This window comes from Streptomyces sp. NPDC059897, assembly GCF_042730865.1.
Lineage (GTDB): Bacteria > Actinomycetota > Actinomycetes > Streptomycetales > Streptomycetaceae > Streptomyces.
On record NZ_JBHWKQ010000041.1, the window covers coordinates 27,952 to 46,861 of the forward strand.

Annotated in this window: 13 protein-coding genes; 6 read left to right on the forward strand and 7 right to left on the reverse strand. The window is 69.1% G+C overall.

What is annotated here, in order from left to right:
- Nucleotides 1–71 precede the first annotated feature (71 nt).
- The 6 genes from ACFV9W_RS31865 to ACFV9W_RS31890 all read right to left on the reverse strand — a co-directional run bounded on the left by ACFV9W_RS31865 (nt 72) and on the right by ACFV9W_RS31890 (nt 6,004).
- On the reverse strand, nt 72–716 hold the full coding sequence (locus ACFV9W_RS31865; RefSeq protein WP_385767959.1) for a hypothetical protein: 645 nt from the start codon (nt 714–716) through the stop codon (nt 72–74).
- Nucleotides 713–1,306 carry a hypothetical protein gene (locus ACFV9W_RS31870; RefSeq protein WP_385767961.1) on the reverse strand — a complete coding sequence of 198 codons (594 nt, stop codon included), beginning with the start codon at nt 1,304–1,306 and terminating at the stop codon, nt 713–715. The genes ACFV9W_RS31865 and ACFV9W_RS31870 overlap by 4 nt, the downstream gene beginning before the upstream one ends.
- Before the next feature lie 9 nt (nt 1,307–1,315).
- Nucleotides 1,316–2,512: a putative T7SS-secreted protein gene (locus tag ACFV9W_RS31875; protein ID WP_385767964.1), complete on the reverse strand. Its 1,197-nt coding sequence runs from the start codon at nt 2,510–2,512 to the stop codon at nt 1,316–1,318.
- Between the two features lie 62 nt (nt 2,513–2,574).
- Complete coding sequence (locus ACFV9W_RS31880) at nt 2,575–2,931, reverse strand: DUF6507 family protein (protein WP_385767967.1); 357 nt, start codon at nt 2,929–2,931, stop codon at nt 2,575–2,577.
- A gap of 146 nt (nt 2,932–3,077) precedes the next feature.
- Nucleotides 3,078–4,640, reverse strand: coding sequence for a PQQ-binding-like beta-propeller repeat protein (locus tag ACFV9W_RS31885; protein WP_385767970.1), 1,563 nt, complete (start codon nt 4,638–4,640; stop codon nt 3,078–3,080).
- Complete coding sequence (locus ACFV9W_RS31890) at nt 4,637–6,004, reverse strand: hypothetical protein (protein ID WP_385767973.1); 1,368 nt, start codon at nt 6,002–6,004, stop codon at nt 4,637–4,639. The genes ACFV9W_RS31885 and ACFV9W_RS31890 overlap by 4 nt, the downstream gene beginning before the upstream one ends.
- Nucleotides 6,005–6,579: 575 nt before the next feature.
- Between ACFV9W_RS31890 and ACFV9W_RS31895 the strand changes: the two genes are divergently transcribed.
- The 4 genes from ACFV9W_RS31895 to ACFV9W_RS31910 all read left to right on the forward strand — a co-directional run bounded on the left by ACFV9W_RS31895 (nt 6,580) and on the right by ACFV9W_RS31910 (nt 9,224).
- Nucleotides 6,580–6,894, forward strand: a complete 315-nt coding sequence (locus ACFV9W_RS31895) for a hypothetical protein (RefSeq protein WP_385767975.1) — start codon at nt 6,580–6,582, stop codon at nt 6,892–6,894.
- Nucleotides 6,894–7,916 carry a WXG100 family type VII secretion target gene (locus ACFV9W_RS31900; RefSeq protein WP_385767978.1) on the forward strand — a complete coding sequence of 341 codons (1,023 nt, stop codon included), beginning with the start codon at nt 6,894–6,896 and terminating at the stop codon, nt 7,914–7,916. The genes ACFV9W_RS31895 and ACFV9W_RS31900 overlap by 1 nt, the downstream gene beginning before the upstream one ends.
- A complete protein-coding gene (locus tag ACFV9W_RS31905) occupies nt 7,913–8,533 on the forward strand; it encodes a hypothetical protein (RefSeq protein ID WP_385767981.1) in 621 nt (206 codons plus the stop codon). Before ACFV9W_RS31900 ends, ACFV9W_RS31905 begins: the two co-directional genes overlap by 4 nt.
- Nucleotides 8,534–8,624: 91 nt before the next feature.
- Nucleotides 8,625–9,224 (forward strand): hypothetical protein, encoded by a 600-nt coding sequence (locus tag ACFV9W_RS31910; protein WP_385767984.1) that lies wholly within the window; start codon nt 8,625–8,627, stop codon nt 9,222–9,224.
- Nucleotides 9,225–9,366: 142 nt separating this feature from the next.
- Here ACFV9W_RS31910 and ACFV9W_RS31915 read toward each other — a convergent pair whose 3' ends face one another.
- Entirely contained in the window at nt 9,367–12,030 is a 2,664-nt protein-coding gene (locus tag ACFV9W_RS31915; RefSeq protein WP_385767987.1) for an SUKH-4 family immunity protein, read from the reverse strand.
- Between the two features lie 185 nt (nt 12,031–12,215).
- Between ACFV9W_RS31915 and ACFV9W_RS31920 the strand changes: the two genes are divergently transcribed.
- The gene (locus ACFV9W_RS31920; RefSeq protein ID WP_385767990.1) at nt 12,216–17,834 is read left to right on the forward strand and encodes a toxin glutamine deamidase domain-containing protein; all 5,619 of its coding nucleotides are present in this window, start codon (nt 12,216–12,218) and stop codon (nt 17,832–17,834) included.
- A complete protein-coding gene (locus ACFV9W_RS31925) occupies nt 17,831–18,850 on the forward strand; it encodes a hypothetical protein (RefSeq protein ID WP_385767993.1) in 1,020 nt (339 codons plus the stop codon). Before ACFV9W_RS31920 ends, ACFV9W_RS31925 begins: the two co-directional genes overlap by 4 nt.
- The last annotated feature ends 60 nt before the right edge of the window (nt 18,851–18,910 follow it).

Below are 18,910 nucleotides of genomic sequence, written 5' to 3' on the forward strand. Positions count from 1 at the left end.
ATCCCTGGGCGTGAGTGAGGAATTGAGGTTCTCCCGAGACGTGTACAACCGGTCATCGGTCCGCTCGTGGCCTAGTTCGCCAACACGTCCACGGGTGCGGCGGCTTCGTCCGGCGTGAAAGTCAGGCTGCGCAGGAATGCCGCCAACACCTCGGAGTAGTCCTCCCAGTGATCCGTGCTGGGAGTGCTGAAGGTGATCACGATCATGTCCTGCGCGCCGGGCACCGCTTCGTAGGGCACAGGGATGAACGCTTGGACCTGTGCAACCTCGACCGGGAAATCCTCGCCCGATGCGGTCATTTCCGCAGGAATACGCAGAGAGGCGTTCTGCTCGAATACCAGGACGGCCTCGCCGCACGGCAGGTCCCAGATTCGCACGGCCGCGTCGGGGCCGTGTCGTCGCTCCATGACCTCGCCGATACCGGTGACGGCGGTGCGCGGATCGCGGTAGCTCAGCGGCTGGCGCGCGATCAGCAGGGTGCCGCTCGACAGGTCTCCGTCGATGGTGCCCAGGCACGTAGCGGCGTAGAAGACATTGGCCGCCGCGAGGCTCGCGGAGGCGCGGGCGTACTCCACGCCGAGAGCGTCGAGATCCTCCTCGCTCAAGGGGGTGGCGCGATGACCGACCCGGGCCGCGGCCTGGGCGCGCGCCTGGTCCGGGTCGAGCCCGGGCACGATCTCCTGGAAGAAGGGAGGGATCTGGAAGGTGACGTTCACCAGTGGCTCCTGGGGGCGCTTCGGCGTGCGGTTCGGCGTCCCACCACGTACAGCGTTGCTCCCGCGGCGAACAGTACGACGCCGATCGCGGTGCGCGCGGCGGACACCTCGCCGTTCTGGGCGGCGGTGATCAACGCCTTCGCCACTGTTCCGGCACCGGGGACAGCAAGGACGAGGGCCAGGATCTTGATGGCTCCCGGATTGCCCGCACTCTTCACGCGCTGGGCAGCAGACGCCAGTTCGGGTGACCCCGGGGGCGGTGGGAAAGCTCCTGGCGGCGGTGGGAAGGGCGGGAAAGGTGCCCGCGTGGAGCGCAGGACCAGGTACCTGGGCTGAGCGCGGAAGCCCTCGACGCGCGCCAGCTCGTACCCGTACTGGTGGGCCATCCACAGCGTCTGGTCCATGGACCAGCCGGTGCCCGAGGCGAGAACCTTCACCTCCGGCCTGCCGTCGAGAGTCCTGAGGATCTCCTGGCGGCGCCGTTCCCGCGCCGCGGTCGAGCCGATGTGCACGTGGTGGAAGAAGAACGGCAGGGCGATCAGGCCGGCGACCCCGATGGCCACGACGGCGAGGAGGACGATGTCGAGCATGTGAGGCCCTCAGTTTCCCGTTGCCTGTGTCGCCGCTTTCCGGTCCTTCTCGCTTCCGGTCTTCCACGCGTTCTCGAAGGCGACGGCCAGGCCGCCACCGGGTACGAGCATCTCGGCGCCCTGACGCGCATCACGTGGGACGAAGTGGCCCACAGCCGTGCTGTCCTCCACCGCAGCCCACACCGAGTCGAATGTGCCGCCGACGCCGATGGCCTTCTCGCCGCCCACTACGGCCGCCACTGTCCGTTCCGCGATTCCGGCGCCCTTGAGCGCGGCGCTGCCCGCGCCCAGGGAAATGGCGCCGGCCGCATCCTCGGCGAACGTCCGCATGGACACGTCCGCACCTCCCAATGCCGCGGCGCCGTGCGTGGCCAGCGCCCCGACCGCAAGGCCACCGGACACCGCGCCCAGGACGGCACCGGCCGGAGCGCCGATGGCGGTGGCGTCCAGGGCCAGGCCCACGACACCGATCGCGGTGCTGAGCGTGGACAGCACATCGCCGACCGCCGCGATGGCGTTCGCGTGCTCCTTGACCCAGGTCGCGACCTCATTGGCGAGCCATGCATGAGCCTCCGCGAGCTGCTCGAAACCCTCCAGGATCCTGTCGAAGAAGCCCGGCTTGTCGGGTGCCTCCTCGGCGGCGCGTCGCAACGTCTCGGCGATCTGATCGCCCAGCGAGTCGTGTTGCTGCCGCAGGCGCTGTGCGTCCTCGATGATGCGGTCGAGGTCGCCCCGGGCCTGGTTCAGGTGCTGCGTGGCAGCGTCCAGGCGCTGCTCGGCGTCGGCCAGTTCGGCCTCGCTGGTGAAGGTCCGACCAGCCAGCCGCAGATCCGGGGCGGCCTCCGCCGAGCGCACTCGCCGACGTGCCTGTTCCGCCTGGGCCTCGTACCCGCGGGCGGTCTGCTGCAGGGACGCGAGCTGGTGCTGCCAGTCGACCAACGCGTCCTGGGCCTGTTGGAAGCTGTCGGTCGCCGTGGCCAGCAGACCCGGCAGATCCTTCACCTTGGCGGTGAACGCGTCCGCCGCCACTCCCGTCCAGCCGCCACTGCCGCGGACGATCCCGGTCAGTACGTCCTGCGCCGCCGAGAGCTTGGCGTAGGCGCCGCGGATGTCGTCGGCGAGCGCCTGCACTGCTCCGGGGGTGCCCGGTGCCGGGTCGAAGCCCAGGGCGGGATATGTGGCTCCGGTGGTGGGTATGGCGGGCATTCCGATTCCCCCTGAATCAGGTACTCATGGTCGATCTTCCGGCCGAGGCCAGGACGGCGGGCTCAGCCGAAGGGCGACGGCCCGGCGGCGCCTTGAGGTGCGGGTGGCGCCGCTGCGGACGCGGAGGGAGTCATGGCCTGACACACCGCTTGGTCAGCTCCGCTGTACGCCTGAGCGGTGGCCTGCAATCCGTCCCGGATGGACTCTGTGACCTGGGAGAGCTGCTTGATCCCGTACTGCCACGAGTCCTGGAAGCCGCTACAGGCGCTCTCCACGGCGGCATGGCCCATACCGCTCACTGAGGCCCGGCCCATCTGCTGACCGGCTCCTCGCATCTCGGACGCGCACTCGTCGAGTCGCGCGGCGAACCCGCTCAATTCCTCGACATCCACTTGGAACGTCCCCGGCACGGACGACATGGATCCCCGTTCCTCGGCCACCAGCACTTCTCGATCGGAAATCGAATACTACTAACCGCGTGGCCAGTACAGCTAAGGGGGCGACGCGCACGAGCGGGCGACCTCATGTGGCATGGTCGCCCGCCCGGCTGCTGTCCCGTCCTCGCTCAGCGCGACGTCATCTTGATGAGCGACGACTCGTGCTTCTCGCCCGAGACCGTGCCCTTGTCGCTGTTGGACACCGACGCCAGGTACAGCGAATCCTCGTGCAGGTACGGCATCGCCCAGGTGTCCTGGCCGAGCGCACCGTCGAGGTGGCCGTAGTACTGGACCTCTTCCTCGGCGCCCGTCCTGGGGTCGAGGCTGACCAGGTACATGGGGTAGCCGTCGCTGCCGAAGGTGTCCTCGCGCCAGCTGTTGTCGTCGTGCTTGACGGCCAGGAGTTCGTCGCCGGAGCCCTGGACCATCGCGTACTGGACGTCCGTGGCGGTCCCCGTCGACCAGAGGCGCTTGCCGCTGTCGAGGTCGTACGCGTCGATCGCCGTCTCCAGGTCCGAGCCCTTGTGCTGCTGGGCTACGTACATGGTGTCGCCGATGACCTTCAGGGCGGCCTCCGGGTCGCCGGCCGTCGCGCCCTCCTGCTGCGAGAAGAGCCGGTCGGCGGAGACGAACTCGTCGCCGCCCTGGTCCAGTGCCAGGCTGCTGCGGACCTTGCCGTTGTCGCGCAGGACCGTGAAGCCGTTCTCCTTCACCTCCTGGGGGACCCGGACGATGACCGGGGAGGTGGACAGGACCTGGGCGTCGCCGCCGTAGTCCCACTCGCCGTCACCCATCGAGAAGGTCCACTTCGCCTTGCCGGTGGCCGGGTCGACGGCCGCGGCCGCGGAGCTCCGGCCGTCCGGCGAGCCGTAGGACGACCAGCGCGTGGTGCAGATCTGTACGCGGATCAGCTGCTTGCCGCCGACGTATCCCTGGCCGTTGCACGGCTTGCCGCCGTACACGCCGCCCTTGGTGTCCTTCCAGAGCTGCTTGCCGGAGCGCAGGTCGTACGCGGTCTGGTCGTTGACGACGACCGTGCCGCCGCTCACCGCCGTGCTCGGGCCGTCGTCGCTCTTCGGGATCTTGTGCTGCCACAGCTTCTTGCCGGTCTTGAGGTCGAGGGCGAAGAGGCTGTCGCAGTCGTGCACGGCGCCGACGGCGAGGACGGCGATGTTCTCGCTCGTCACGGATGACGCGTGGCAGATCGTGGAGGCGCCCTTGCCGGGAGCGGCGAGGCCCCACTGGAGCTCTCCGGTCCCGGTGTCGAGCGCGCTGATGCCGTCGGTCTGGGCGCGGACGACGTTGTCGCCGGTGAACCACGTACCGAGGTAGTTCTGGGTGTCCGCCGCGCCACCGTAGTACGGGAGACTCCACTCGACCGAGGTCTTGGAGGGCTCAAGCAGGATCCAGGCCACCGGGCCGGTGATGCCCGTCATGATGACGCTGAGCACCAGCAGGAAGATCATCAGCCCCTTGCCGCGCTGTTTGCCGCCGAGGTCATGGGCGGCCGGGTGCGTGGGCGTGAACTGCGGCGGTACCGAGTGCTGTTGGGGTGCCTGGTACGGCTGGTACGGCTGGTGTGGTTGCTGGGGCTGCTGGTGCGGCGCCTGCTGTGGGGGTGCGTACGGGGGTGGGGGCGGCTGTTGGCCCGGGGCGGGCGGCATGCCGTTGGGGTAGCCGGGCGTCGTCATGAGATCTGCTTCCTCACGTAGTCGGCCCAGGCGTCCTGGAACTCGTTCATTCCCATGCCGGTGGCCTTGCGCAGCTGCGCGTCCATCCCCTTGGGGGTCTTGTACTGCTCGGCGACGAAGGCGAGCGCCTTGTCCTCGCCGTACTTCTCGGCGATGAACCGGATGCCCAGCCAACCGAGCGAATAGTGCGCGCTGTTCTCCTCGTCGATCGTGCTGTGGAAGTTGTCGCTGGTGGGAAGCTTGCCGTCGAACGGGTCGACGAAGCGGCCCCCGTAGTACGCCTTCAGGCCGCGCAGCTCCCTGGCCGCCGCCTTCGGGTCGTCACGCATCGCCATGTACTCGGCGAAGCCCTCCACGACCCACAGTTGTGCCTGGCCGTCGGGGCCCGTCAGCGGCTCCACGAGGGTGTGCGCCAGTTCGTGGTGGCTGATCTCCAGCACGCCCGCGGCGTAGTCGGGGCGAGTGAAGCGGCTCTCCGCGGTGTCCATGACGATGCGGGCGCCGCCGTTCTCCATGTCGACCTTGGCCTGGTTGCCGCCGGCCGACACGGCCGGCATCTGGATGGACACACCGGCCTCGGCGATCGACTCGTCGCCCTCGTCCCTCGTGCCCTGCCGGTACATCTGCTTGTACACCTTGCGGTTCTTCTCGAGCGTGACGACGAAGCCGGGCATCGTCCTGCCGCTCTTGGGGCCCTTGGCCTTCCAGGTCGCGAGGTTGTCCTGCGCCGCCTTCTCGATGTACGGGGCGTAGCGGCGGGCGTCCGCGGCCTGCGCGGCGTCCGAGAGGATGACGGTGTGCGGCTTGACCGTGACCGCCATCTCGTCGTACGCGTCCCAGGGGGCGGGGTAGTTGGTCATCTCGCCGAAGCCGGCGAGTTCGGGGGTGGCCGGCCCGACCGCGGTGACCTGCGGGTCCGCGTCCTTCGTCTTCTTCTCGACCGTCCAGCGGTACCACTCGGCCACGGGGCCGGCGTCGGCGCCCTTCACCTGGTGCACGAAGGCCACGTCGACGGAGGCGGATGCGCCGGCGCCGTAGTGGTCGACAGCGCGGCCGTCGATCTTCAGGAACTGGTACTCGGAGACCGAGAACGGAACCTTGCGGAGGTTCGAGAACAGCGAGGACTGCTTGGCCTTCAGCTGCGCCGAACTGCCCTTGAACGGGGCGAGGTACGCGTCCTTGTCACCGCCCGTCAGCGCTTCGGAGTGACCCTTCAGGAGAGACGACATGTCGTCCTGGGTGATCTCGATCGCCTGGCCGCCCTCGCCCGCCACCGGCAGCGGGTCGTCGCTGACCGCCCGCGCGATGCCGAACACCATCAGGCCGAGCGAGACGACGGCGAGTGCACCGAAGGCGGCCGTCACCCACTTCAGGACCGAACGTCCCGTCGGCGTCGGCGTCGTAGCCCCAGCCGGAGTCGGGGGTGTCGGCGGTGCCGGTGGCTGGGACGGTGGCCCGGGTGGCTGTTGCGGGGGATACGACTGCCCGTATCCCTGCGGCGGTTGAAACGACATGGATCCCTCGTTAATGGGGGGACACACGTCCGTCCCCCGTGACGACGCTTGTCATGCATCCGATGAAGGGGACGCCGCATATTCTTATCAGACGTTTACCTGGGGCACGGAGGTGTCATCTGCGCCCTTGAGACACACGCGGGTGCGCAAAAGCCAACTTGCCCGTGGTGTAAGGACTTTCGGTGAAGACCGGCGTCGACGTGAACCCCGCTCGACAGCCGGGGCGTTCGTCGTGACTCACAACACGCGTCACAAGGTTGTAGCGCCCGACGGCCGGTTCCTAGGATCGTTCAAGGTCATTTCGCGGCGGCACGAGAACACAACTCGGCCCGCACGCCGGCACGGTCGTACAACTCGGCGGTGGCGTCGGCCGGTTCCGTCGGACCGGGCCGGGCCTGCCGGGAATTCACCTCAGGAAGGGTCTCATGTCCGGGACTGGCTTCGACGTCGAGAGCGTGGCACTTCGACGCTACGCGCAGGCGGCCGAACAGGCGGCAGACAAAGTCGAGAGCATTCGCAGAAGACTGGCTCCGCTCGACCTCCACCAGCAGACCTTCGGAAAGCTCCCCGAGTCGGACGAGCTCAAGGCCGACTACGACAAACAGTCCGAGGAAGCGGCCACCGACCTCAAGGATGTCCAGGACGCCCTGACGGTCATCTCCGAAACCGTTCGCGGTTCGGCCGATGCCTACGACCAGGGCGAGGAAGCCCAGACCCAGTCGTTCGGGGGCGCTTCCTGATGCCTGACGTACTCGACCGCATCGGCTTCTCGGTCGATTGGAGCAACCCGCTCGCCGACGCGCTGGACTCCACCATCCGCGGCGCCGTCAAGGAACTCGGCCTCGACGAACTCATCGAGAAGGTCAGCGGGGACAACGAACTCCTGACGCGGACCGCGGTGGAGTGGCGCTCCGCCGCCCGTGACATGCAGGGAGTCGTCGACGACCTGGAGGCCGAGCGCAAGACCCTCGTCGCCTCCTGGACGGGTGACGCCGCGCAGGCCTTCAGCGGGAAGCTCGCCGCATTCGAGGAGGCCCTGCGCGGCGAGGCCGAGGACATGAACACGGTCGCCGAGCTGCTCGAGATGGCGGCGGAGAGCTGCGCCGAGGCCGAGGAGGTGATGCTCGATCTGGTCGTCGAGATCGTCGAGGCACTGCTCGCCGCGGCGGCCACCGCGGCCATCGTCGCCGTCCTCACGGCGGGAGTCGGCGCGGCCATCGGCCCGCTGATCGGCGCGGCCGGAACGGCGAGCCGGATCATGAAGGCCACCCGGATCACCGCGAAGCTCGCCGACAAGCTCAAGGACCTTGCCGAAAGGATGCGCGCGCTGCGCAAGCTGCGGCAGCTGCGCGTGGCCGCCAAACGAGCCTGGCGGCACAAGGACAAGAACTACAAGATGGTCAAGAACGCGGTGAAGTACCCCGTCAAGGTCGGCCTGGGCGCACAGCTCGGCGGGGCCGCCATGGATGCCGCGCCGCTCGCCAACGACATGCTCAGGGACGCCACGGGCGTGGATGTCGGCGCCAAGGTCTCTGCGGCGGCTGAGGGCGCCGAGCGCACCCTGCACGAGGCCACCGGGCTGGACTCCGTAAGGATGGGGGACAAGACCTGGGACGTCGCGCACCAGACGCCGGACGGCGAGGAGCCGAAACCCCCGCAGGAGCAGCAGTACGCGAACCGGCCCGAGCCGGAGTCCTTCCGGGACCGCCTCGTTGAACAGGTGCCCGAGCAGCAACGCCCAGTGAAGGATGTCTTCGGATGAGCCCCGGAAACCTGCTCAGCGGTCCGACCCACTCCGACATCGAGCAGCGCGCCGTGAACACCCTGCCCCCGGGTACCCACGTGCACGCGGCGACCGTGGTGCACCCCGGCCCCCGGCTGCGCAGGCCCACACGCCGGCACCGGCCACGGGTACTGGTCGGTGAACGACTGCCCGGCGACCGCTGGGCCGGATTCAAGCGCGGCATCTGGGGAATCTTCCGCCTCTACGACATCGTCGCCCCGGACCTCGACCCGTTCTGGTGGATGCACCGCAACCGCACCCGCCGTGCCGGAAAACCCCTCACGGGCGGGCGCGGAAGCCTCGCGGGCCGCCTCGCGTCGGCGCTGTACCCGAGGGTCCCGACCACCGGCGCCGCGACCGTCCTCCTGCTCACGGACCGGGACGTCACCCTGGTCTACGTACAGCGGTCACGCCGCGGCGACCGGCTCGGCGCGGCGGAGGCCGGCTGGAGCGTCCCGGCGCGCGACCTCGTGTCGGTCACCCACCAGCCGCAGGCGGGCGCCGATGCCTGTGACCTGACCTTCAGTGACCAGTCGGTCGTACGCGTCAACTGCCCCTGGCGGTCGGGGCCCAGGCTTTGGGAGTTGGGGCGGTAGGTCCGGGAGGTTCGTGCGGCCGCTGTGCCGTGCGTGAGTATGTGACCATGTGGCGCCGGACATCGCGACGAGACGCTGAGGAGCAGCACGAGTGAAGGCCACGGTCCCCCTCCCCATGTGCAAGGTCGCCTTCGACGACCCCGGTACGCGGCAGGCGTTTGAGCGTGCCAAGCGGAGAGCTCTCAGCAATCTGCTGATCAGGGGCGTGGTGTGGTTCGTGCTGTTGGGTGTCGCGACTCTTGGGCCCGAGGAGGAGACACAACTCGTGCAGGGTGTCGCGTCGTTCGGTGTCATGGTGTGGTCGTTCTTCCTCATCGGGCCGGCCAACTCGGTGCGCTGGTACGCGATGGTCGGCCGAGTGCTGAAGTCGGGGCCGTGGCAGAACGCGGTCGCTGTGGTGCGTCCGGACGTCAAGGTGGGCGCGGGGCCGGCCGTTGAGCTTCGGGTCGGATCGACGGGTGCGGGTGCGGGTGTGGTGGGCGAGGGACAGGTGAGCGCTGTTCCTGCGTCGGCCACCGCGACCGCCAAGACGACGGCTCCGATCTTCGCCGTGCGGGCGCCGCGGCGACACAGGCGGCGGGTGTCGGAGCTGGAGAACGGGGCCTGGTTCGTGGGGGAGCCGGGCCGGGCGGGCGTGATCAGCGAGCCGGGCGGGGACAGGTTCATGGTGCTGCAACTGCACCGTTCGTAGGCGAGGAACGCCCCGCGCAGCGAAATGCGGCCGACCACGGACAGACCCTTCGTAGGGGGTCGACGCTACGCAGCCCGGACCGGCGCCCTCGCCGGTGACAACATGGCCGTGCTCCTGAGGGCCTCCATCTTCCGGGGCACGCTCAGAACAACCCGTGCCACATCTGCTCGATGATCAGCGACCACCAGTTGTCCGGCTCCGACAGGGCGTTCGGGTCGATGGTCAGGAGGCGGGTCTGGAGGTCGGCGACGATGTTGCCTGCCGTGTGCGGGTTCGCGTCGACCATGTGGCCGCGCGTCGCGTACAGGGTGGCGAGGGAGTACGCGAAGGCGGCGACCGAGGAGTTCACGTATTGGAGGCGGCCGTCCAGGGGCAGGGCCGCCCAGACCTGGCCGCTGTCGCGCTGCACCGTGATCACGCACATGCCGTCGGTGCCGATGCGGGTGTGGGTCGCGAGGGTGTTGGCGGCGTCGGGGGACAACTGGACGCCCGTGCCGACGAGGTGGGTGCTCACGTCCGCGAACATGCCGCCCATGACGGGCGGGACGCCGGGCGCGTCCGTGTCCGCCAGGAAGAAGAGGGGGACGTCGGCGGGGAGGCCGACGGTGGCCAGGGTCGCGCGTGCCGCGTCCGGGAGGGCCGCGGTGGCCAGGAGTTGGGGAGCGTAACGCCGGACCTTTTGCTCGCCGAAGACCTGTACGAGCAGCGGGCCGAGCTCCGCGTCCGGCAGGACATGCGTGGGCGGTACGGGGTGGGGGAGCGGGGCCCGGGAGGGTTGCGGCGGTGCCTGCTGGCCCGCGAGTTGGGCCATCATCTGCGCGTGCGAGGCGAGCGCGGTGATGCCCTCGATGCGGGAGGCCTGGTCCCGGCCGTACGGGTGGGCGTGCGAGTGGGAGGCCCTCGGGAACGTGGACAGCAGGACGTTCGCCGTGTAGCCGCCCGGGAAGTAGCCGGGCGACAGGTCCGTGTGGATCGCCACGACGTTCTCCACGGGCACCCGCAACTCGCCCAGTTGCCCCATGCCCTGGTACTCGGCCGGTGGCTTGCCGGGCGCCGAGACGGCGGTGACGTAGGCCTCCTGGCCGGTGCGCGGGTCGACGTAGGTGAACACGGCGGTGTTGCCCGGGCCGGTCGCCGGGCGGCCGGGTGGTGGGCCGGCGGGGGTCGGGGCGGGGGTCGACTGGTGGGGCTGCGGCGATGGCGCCGGCGGGGCCAGCGGGTAATCCACCACGGTGGGTGTGGGGCCCTGCACCTCGGGGCGGGCCGCGGGGGCCGTGTCGCGGGCGGTCGAGCCCAGCGCGCTCGCGTACTGCGTGAGTCCGTCCTCCTCGAACGCCGACGCCAGCATCCGCGCGCGCTGCGCCGGACCCGCCTGTGTGCGCGTCATCAGCGGGGCGATCCGCAGATACGTACGTCCCGGAGCGGGCAGCGACGCGCGCGTCCGGTCGTCCGGGGCGATCTCCTCCAGCGCGGCCCGCAGCACCACCGGGTCCGCGTGCACAAGGAGCCACGGGTCCTTGAGCAGGCGCGGCAGTTCGCCCGCGCCCAGGAGGTGGCCGACGATGCCGTCCCGTACGTAGGGGTCGGCCTGCTCCCAGCCCTCGTCGGGGACCCGGTCGGCCAGCTCCATCGCGAGGCAGAGGTGGGCGGCGCGTACGTCGGGCAGGGTGGCGCGGAGGGACTCGGCGAGCGCCGGGTGGGTGAGGGCGACGAGGGTGGGTTCCGCCTCGTCCTCGTCGTTCACCGTGGTGACGAACGGGCCCGCCAGGGGCATTCCGCCCGCGATGTCCTGCGACAGGTCGCGCGCGGCCAGTGCCGAGGCCAGTGGTGCCCACAACGGAAGCGGCAGCCCCTCGCCCTCGGCGAGGGCCAGCGGGGCGAGCATCGCGGTCAGCAGGGCCGGGTCGGCGCCGAGGCGCTGGGCGTGCATGGTGACGGCCTCGGCGGGACCGGCGGGCAGGAGCGCACCGTTGGGCGGCGGCTCCGGCGCCAACAGATGTGCACTGACGGCCAGTTGGGCGGTGAGGCGGCTGCCGCCGGGGCCCGCGGCCGTCCGTGACGCGATGCCCTGCGCGAGCCAGAGCCGCATCTGCGGGTCGTCGGTGAACGGCAGCCGGGGCGCCCCGAAGTTCGGGTCGAGTGCGATCTGGGTCTGCAGTGTGAGGCCGTGGAGGTCGGCGTGCTCGGGTGCGTCGAGGTCGATGACCTGCGCCGTCCCGGCGGGGAGCGCGGCGGCGATCTCGGCGGCCACCGCGCGCGGGACCTCGGCGAGCAGTCGTACGGAAGGGAGCCCCGCGAGCGGCAGCAGCAGCTCGCGCGCCATCCGCTCGGCCCCGCGCCCCGCCCGTACGGGACCGGCCTCGGCCACGTCGGGCACGACGATCACGGGTTCGCTCGCGCCCAGGGCCTCGTAGACCTCCGCGTCGCGCGCGACGTCGATCCCGTAGTGGTCGGCGAGCAGCCACAGCACCTGCGCGGGCGTGCGCCCCGCGGCGCTCGGCACCGCGGGCGCGGGCAGTGGCGGCGGAACGGTCCACGGGTCGAGGCGCGCGAGGTCGATGCGCTCGCGGTGGCCGGGGTCGCACAGCATCAGGAAACCGGTCAGCAGGCGCGAACTACCGCACCCCGGGGAGCCGGTGAGCAGCGCGACGCGCGGCGCCTCCGGCACGGCGGCCCGCCAGGCGGCGAGCGCGCGCAGGGCGGAGGCGCGGCCGCCGATGAACGGATGCGGCTCGTAGGCGACCTGCTGCGGCCCTGCCATGGGGTGCTGCTGCGGCGCCGCCATGGGGCTGTTCTGCCAGCTCACGACTCTCCCTGGTTCCCCGTAAACACGTGCCTGCTCACTCTACGGGCGAGCTCTGACAACGGGGTACGTGAGGCTGGCGGGGGTTGCCCGGGTGTCAGGGTGACTTGGTAAACTCGCCGCAAATTTACGTCTGTTGAGGCACACGGGGTCCTTCGGATGTACGGCGACACGGGGGAGATGCCGCCATGGCGATGATGCTGCCGGACGAGTTGGCCTGGCTGCTGGAGATGTTGGGTTTCGATTGGCCGACGGCCAATGAGGACCACATGATGCAGGCCGCGCAGACGTGGCGGGATTTCGGGGCGCAGGTCGGGGACATCCAGTCGGATGCGATGCGGTCGGCCGGGAATGTGACGTCGGACAATTACGGCGAGTCGATCGACGCGTTCGTCGAGAAGTGGGACAAGTTCTCCGGCGGTTCGGGGTATCTGGACGATGCCCGGCAGGCGGCCGAGGTGATCGCGTCGGTCTTCGATGTCGCGGCGATGCTGATCATCGGGATGAAGATCGCGGTGATCATTCAGTTGATCGTGCTGGCGGTCCAGATCGCGGTGGCGGCGGCGACGGCGGTGGTCACGTTCGGGATATCGGCGGCGGCGTCGGCGGCGATGACGCAGGTGACCCGGATCGCGGTGCGCAAGATTTTGAAGGAGGCCGCGCAGGCGCTGTTGGAGGCGGCGCTGGAGGCGGTCAAGGAGCCGTTCGTGTCCGCGCTGGAGGAGATGAGCAAGGACCTCGTCGCGCAGACGGTGAACCAGAATTTCGGTGCGCAGGACGGCTACAACCTGGGCCGCACGGCGGATGCGGGCAAGACGGCGGTCAAGGACGGCTTCGACAACTTCGGCCAGACGCTGGGTGAGTCGCTGCGGGACGGGGCCGGGAGCCGGGCCGGGTCGCATGCGCGGGGCGGGTTGGACAGTGCGGCGGGGAATGGGTCGTCGTCGGATGCGGGGGCGGATGCCGGTGCGGGGGCCGGTACAGGCTCCGGTTCTGGGGCTGGTTCTGGTGCCGGGTCCGGTTCCGGATCGGGGGCCGGGGCGGGAGCTGGTTCTGGTGGGACGGCATCCGGTGGTTCCGGTTCCGGTTCCGGTGATTCTGGGGCCGGTTCCGGAGCCGGGGCGGACACGAGTGGTGGTGGCGCCGGTTCGGGGTCTTCCGGGTCCGGCGGTGACGGGGGACGTGCGACGGCCGGTTCCTCGGCTTCCGGAGGCGCCGGAGACACCGGCGGCTCGGGCTCAACAAGCATTGGCAGCACGGGTGTTGGTACGCAGGCCGGCTCGAACGGCGACTCCGGATCGACGTCCTCCCCGACATCTACATCGACACCGCCCCCTTCCCCGGCACCGTCGTCCGATCGGCCGCTGACCCCGTTCGACGCGGGCTACAACGAGCAGCAGAACGGGCCCGGGGCCTCCTCGTCGTCCGACACCGCGGGCTCACAGGGCTCGCCGGGTTCCACGGGCCCGTCGCACGCGCCGGATTCCTCGTCACCTGGATCGCCCGGCTCGCCCGGACCGTCGAGCACGCCGGATGCCGCACCGTCGTCCGGCGCTCCGGACGTATCGACCGGCACGGACGCACCGCGCAGCAGCAACGAGACGCCCACGGTCCCGCCCGCGCGCGGGGACTCGGACACGGCCACGCCGACGCCGTCGCCCGCGCCGACCCCCACGCCGGATCCGGCGCCGTCGGCAGGTCCGCCGAATCAGGCCCAGGGCATCAACACGGCCTCGGAGAGCGCGGCCCCGGCGCAGGAGGCCACGGGCCCTGCCGCGCAGACCCCTTCGCCGGACCGCGGGAACGATCCGTCGACCGCGACGGACCCGCGTACCCAGGGCCAGCAGCCCGCCACTCCCACGGCGACGCCGGCGGGCACCCCCACGCCCGCCGACACCTCCTCACCCACCTCTACGTCGACCGGTACATCCGCGACGCCGGGCTCCATACCCGGCGCGGGGGTCGGCGCCGGAGCCCATGGCGGCTCCTCCGACTCACCGTCGCGTACGTCGTCGTCCAACCCGACGTTCCACTCGCAGAGCGCCACGGCCACCGAGGCCCAGCCTCGCCCTGTTCCTACGCCAACACCTGCGGGCGACCCGAACGCCGCGACACCGAACCCCAATCAGACGCCGAACGCGGCACCGACCGCGACTCCCGGCCCGGTGGCGAACGCCCCCACCACGCCGAACCAGGGCCCGACGCGCCAGCCCAACCAGTCGACGACGCCGCCCCGTACGGACACGCCCCGCAACGAGGGCCCCGGCCGTACGACCCCTACGCCACCCCGCTCCGAGCCGGGCGCTGCGCCGACCTCCCGCCCCAACACCCCCACCAACACCCGGCCGGGCGCCACCACGCCCAACCCTTCCACGACTCCCACCAACACCCGGCCGGGCGCCACCACGCCCAACCCCTCGACCACCCCGAACCAGCCCGGCATCGCTTCGACGCCCACTCCGAATCCGACGCCGAACCAGACTCCGGGGCAGACGCCGAACCAGACGCCGAACCAGACTCCGGGGCAGACGCCGAGCCAGCCTGCGAATCAGGTCCCGAATCAGACGCCTACGCAGACGCCGAATCAGACGCCGAGCCAGGCTCCTAACCAGCCGACGACCCAGGTCCCGAATCAGGCAACGCCCCAGACGCCGAGCCAGCCTGCGAGTCAGACGCCGAACCAGGCTCCGAGCCAGGTCCCAGGGCAGACGCCCAGCCAGCCTGCGAGTCAGACGCCGAACCAGGCTCCGAGCCAGGTCCCAGGGCAGACGCCGAATCAGCCGGCGAACCAGGTCCCGAACCAGTCGCCTACGCAGACGCCGAATCAGACCCCGAGCCAGTCGCCGACCCAGCCGACGCCCCAGGTCCCGACCCAGGCAACGCCCCAGACGCCAACATCCAACAACCCCGGTACCCAGCAGCCCAGTTCGAACGACCAGCCCACCCAGGAGTCGCCCGACAGCACCCCGCCGAAGCAAGAACAGCCGGCGCCGCTGTCGCAGGGGCAGAGCCTCCAGCAGATCCGCGACAGCCTCAACCACGCCCCGTACGGCCTGCTGACGCCGGACCCCGCCCACCAGCAGGCCCTGGCCAACGCCGTCCCCCGCAACGAGGACGGCACGCCCCAGCGCCACCCCGACCCCAACGGCGAGTGGGCTCAACTCCAGAACGACGGCGGACTCTCGCAGCCGGGCCGTTCCAACAACTGCCTCGACAACGCCCGCGCAGGCCTGTCCACCTGGTTCGGTGACCCCCAGGTCTCCGCCCCCCGCACCCCGGACAAGAACCAGGACGGCTCGCTCGACACGATGTCGCCCGAGCGCGACTCGTACAACAACCTCGACGCCTGGGCGGGCCGTCCCCAGATCTGGGCCGGCGCCGACCACCCCAGCCCCTACGGCCGCATCGCCCACCACCTCCAGGAGGCGGGTCCCGGCTCGGCGGCCGTGGTGGGCGTGCAGTGGCCGGGCGGCGGCGGCCACGCCTTCAACGTCTACAACCACAACGGCCAGATCATCTGGGTCGACCACCAGACCGGCGAGGTCAGCCCCAACCCCATCCACACCGGCGCCGCCGGCGTCCGCTACGTCCCCTTCGACCCCAACGGCCAGACCATGGACGCCCCATGGGAGAAGAAGAACGAGACGGAAGGACAGGAGGGGCAGGAGCAGAGCCAGGCGGCCACTGAAGGTGATCAGACGCCAACAGAACATGAATCTGCCGGCCAGACACCTACGGCATCGCCTTCCCACCATGCTGGCAGTCCCGCACCGGGTTCAGGCCAGACACCCTATGGCGCCTCCGACCCTGTTGGTGCAGGGCACACCCCATCCCAACAAGAAGCAACACAGCAACAAGCTGTCGCACAGACGCACAAGCCCAACTATCCGCAGGCTGACCCTGCCCCTACCGACCACCCGAGGCTGCCGCCTCCAGAGACGGTCGACTCGACCCCGCACCACGGAATGCTTCCCATGCCCGACCAGCAGAACCTGCGCCAGACGAACGACGTCCGGCAGGTCGGTATGGATCACGTCCTGAACCAGCTCGATTCCTGGTTGGAACCCGTCACCGACGGATACCCGAACGGCACACCGACGCCTCGGCGCCCCTTGATCGACGCGATGGAACTGGTGCGGGCCGCCCATCAGGACGCGCCGCCGGACCAGGACGGGACACCTCCCAAGCCGAAGCCCCTCTCGAAGGCCGAGCTCGCCCGGATTCTCCCCGGCTTCGAGAACATGCACCCCGGAGAGCAAGGAGCTGTCGTCGCGTCGCTCGCCCGATTGAGCCACAACTTTCACACCGCTCATGGCGTCGGCGTCAGTCCGGAAGCCGACCCCAACCATCCCGCGCACGGCGCCGCTGCCCATGCACGCGCGGGATGGAACGCCGGCCACCGCCAGGACGACGTGCTCAGGGCCGCGATCCAGGAGGAGTACCAGCGCTCCGGCGTGGCAGGCGCGCTGCGGGATGCGGGAAAGCATCGCCCGGACTTCACTGGGCGGAACTACGCGGTAATTGAAGTACGTGATCCCATAACGGACGAAAGTACTTACCTTGTCGACAGTTCCTACCCGAACCGCACCGGTGAGAAGGGGAAGCATTCGGAAGAGAACGTCCTGGACTACCTGGATCATCTCAACAGTCGGCGCGAGCGCGGTGAACGGTACACCGTCGAGGGTTTGTTCACGGACCGGGAGCCGTGTGGTTTTGGTGCTGGGCACGCGAATTGCTCACGGATGCTGTCGAACCGCATTCCTGGTGTCGATGTCTACTACGGCACCGGGTATCGAAAGAACGCGGAAGTGGTCGAGGGGGACACCAGTAGCGCCAAGCGTAAGAAGCAGTTCGACCAAGATCTCGCCAGGAACCTGGAGCGACTTGGCAGAGTCTGGGTCGGGGCGATGGCCGCTGGGGACCTGAGGGTCCCGCCGACAGGTGCAGCCGACCAGGCCAGCCCTCTCCATGCGCCACCCGTAAGCTCCGAGCCACCCACAGGTAACAGCAACCCGCCGGAATATGGCGGCGCCGGAACGACGTCGTCGACGCCTGGGCCGGAAGGGTCGGAGGGAATTGGCTCGAACGGGGACGAAAGAACGGGCCCAGACGTAGAGTCCGAGCAGTCGGGGTACTCTGAGCCGCCCATGGAGCGTGGGGGTTCCACCGAGCAGGAGCTCCGTGAAGCAATCAAGGAGATTCCAGGTAAGCAGCGACCAAAGCCGGATGTCTTGGAAAGGGCGCTCGAACGCTTGGCATCCGAGCCCGGTGGGCAGCGTGTGGCTGAAGCCATCGCCGCTGGGAATTTCAGCCGGAGCGAGGGGTTTGGGCAGGTCGTCTCATCGTTGGGTGCCCGTAAGGAAGCGATGTTCCAGCCCGGCGCCGATCAGATTCTCTTCGGCGATGAGTTGGTGCGTAGTGGAGTACCTGCGCAAAGCATTGAATTCGAGTACAAGATCCCTGTCGGTGCCGATGCCGATATTCGTATCACCGATGAATCCGGCGCAATATACACCTATCAGATGAAGCATCTAAACAACCCCCTTGACGAGGTTTCGGAGATCACCAGGGGGAAGTACCTGCTGCAGTTGGCCCGGACCGAAGCAGATCACCGAATCATGCTGATCGATGGTGGCAGCGGCACGTGCGCCGACTGGATGTCCAACGGTTCGCACGAGGCTCTCATGAACATCCACAACGGTGGGGGAGGGCCGAAGGGGGAAGGAATCACATTTGTTGTACGTCTCAGTGACGGCACACTGGTGATCCCGCCCGGCGCCAAGACCGACCCTAAGGACATGCTGTGATCACTACAGACCCGATTGGTGACTGGACCTGGGAAGTGGTCCCTGTCGATGGTCGTATCCACTCGTCGCGCGCCATCGAACTGGCTGTAGAGGTGTGGAGCGTCTTGGCGAGTGTGGGGGTGGCGGTTCCGGTCGCCGAGGTCGGTGTCACGGTCAGACAGGTGGGTGCCGCGCGGGACATTCGACTTGTGGAGACCGCTGCACCAGTGGGCGATGGCACGCAAGCGGCCAGGAGCGCACTCACTCGCGCCATCGAACAAGTTCAAGATTTCCAGGGCGACTTCATCGTCGATGCGCGTGTGCGCTGCCCTGGAGTGTGGACGGTCGGTGGGGTGGAGCACCGCGCTGAACAACTCTTCACCATCCAGGCGGACGTCTGGAAGAATAGCCTGGCGACGGTGACGCTGGAGACGTATTGCGATGCGTGGCTCACGATTGACACCCGAGGCCGGGAGCAATTGGCGATTCATGCCGATAATTCTCCTCGACTCGAACTCGCCCTGAAACAGATCTCCGAGTTGCTGGGAGTCCAGCCGACTCCGGGCGACGAAAACCGGTACGCCACGCCTACGGAGTCCGGATTCGAGGACGTCAGGGTCGAGGGGCCTGCGTACATCGATGCTTGGGGGACCTTCGAAGTGCCCGCGCGGGCTCAACGGCTTCGGTTCGGACTGCCGCCGTCGGAGGGCGAATACTTTGATGTCACCGATGACGCCGTTTCCTATCTCGCCGTACGGGACGACGGTGGGAGAGTCCTGGGCTATGTATGGGCGGCGCAAACGGACAATGCGGTTGGATTCGAACCTCGAACCGCAGCCGGCGAAGTCGCACTCGAAGCGGGACGTCTCTGGATTCAGCGGCTGCGTGACGCGTATGCTCTCGGCCTCCCTGCATCAACAGTTCTCAACTGGCTCGTCGCTCAGCCGCCTTTGACGGGAATGGGGCGCATCACCGATAAGGAACCTCAAGAGTGTGTCTCACTGGACAGTTTGGAAGAGGAATCCGGCCGTTGGTGACTACTCATTGACGGAGTCCGGATGGGAGAGAAGTTCGGCAACTTTCCGCGGGGAAGTGAG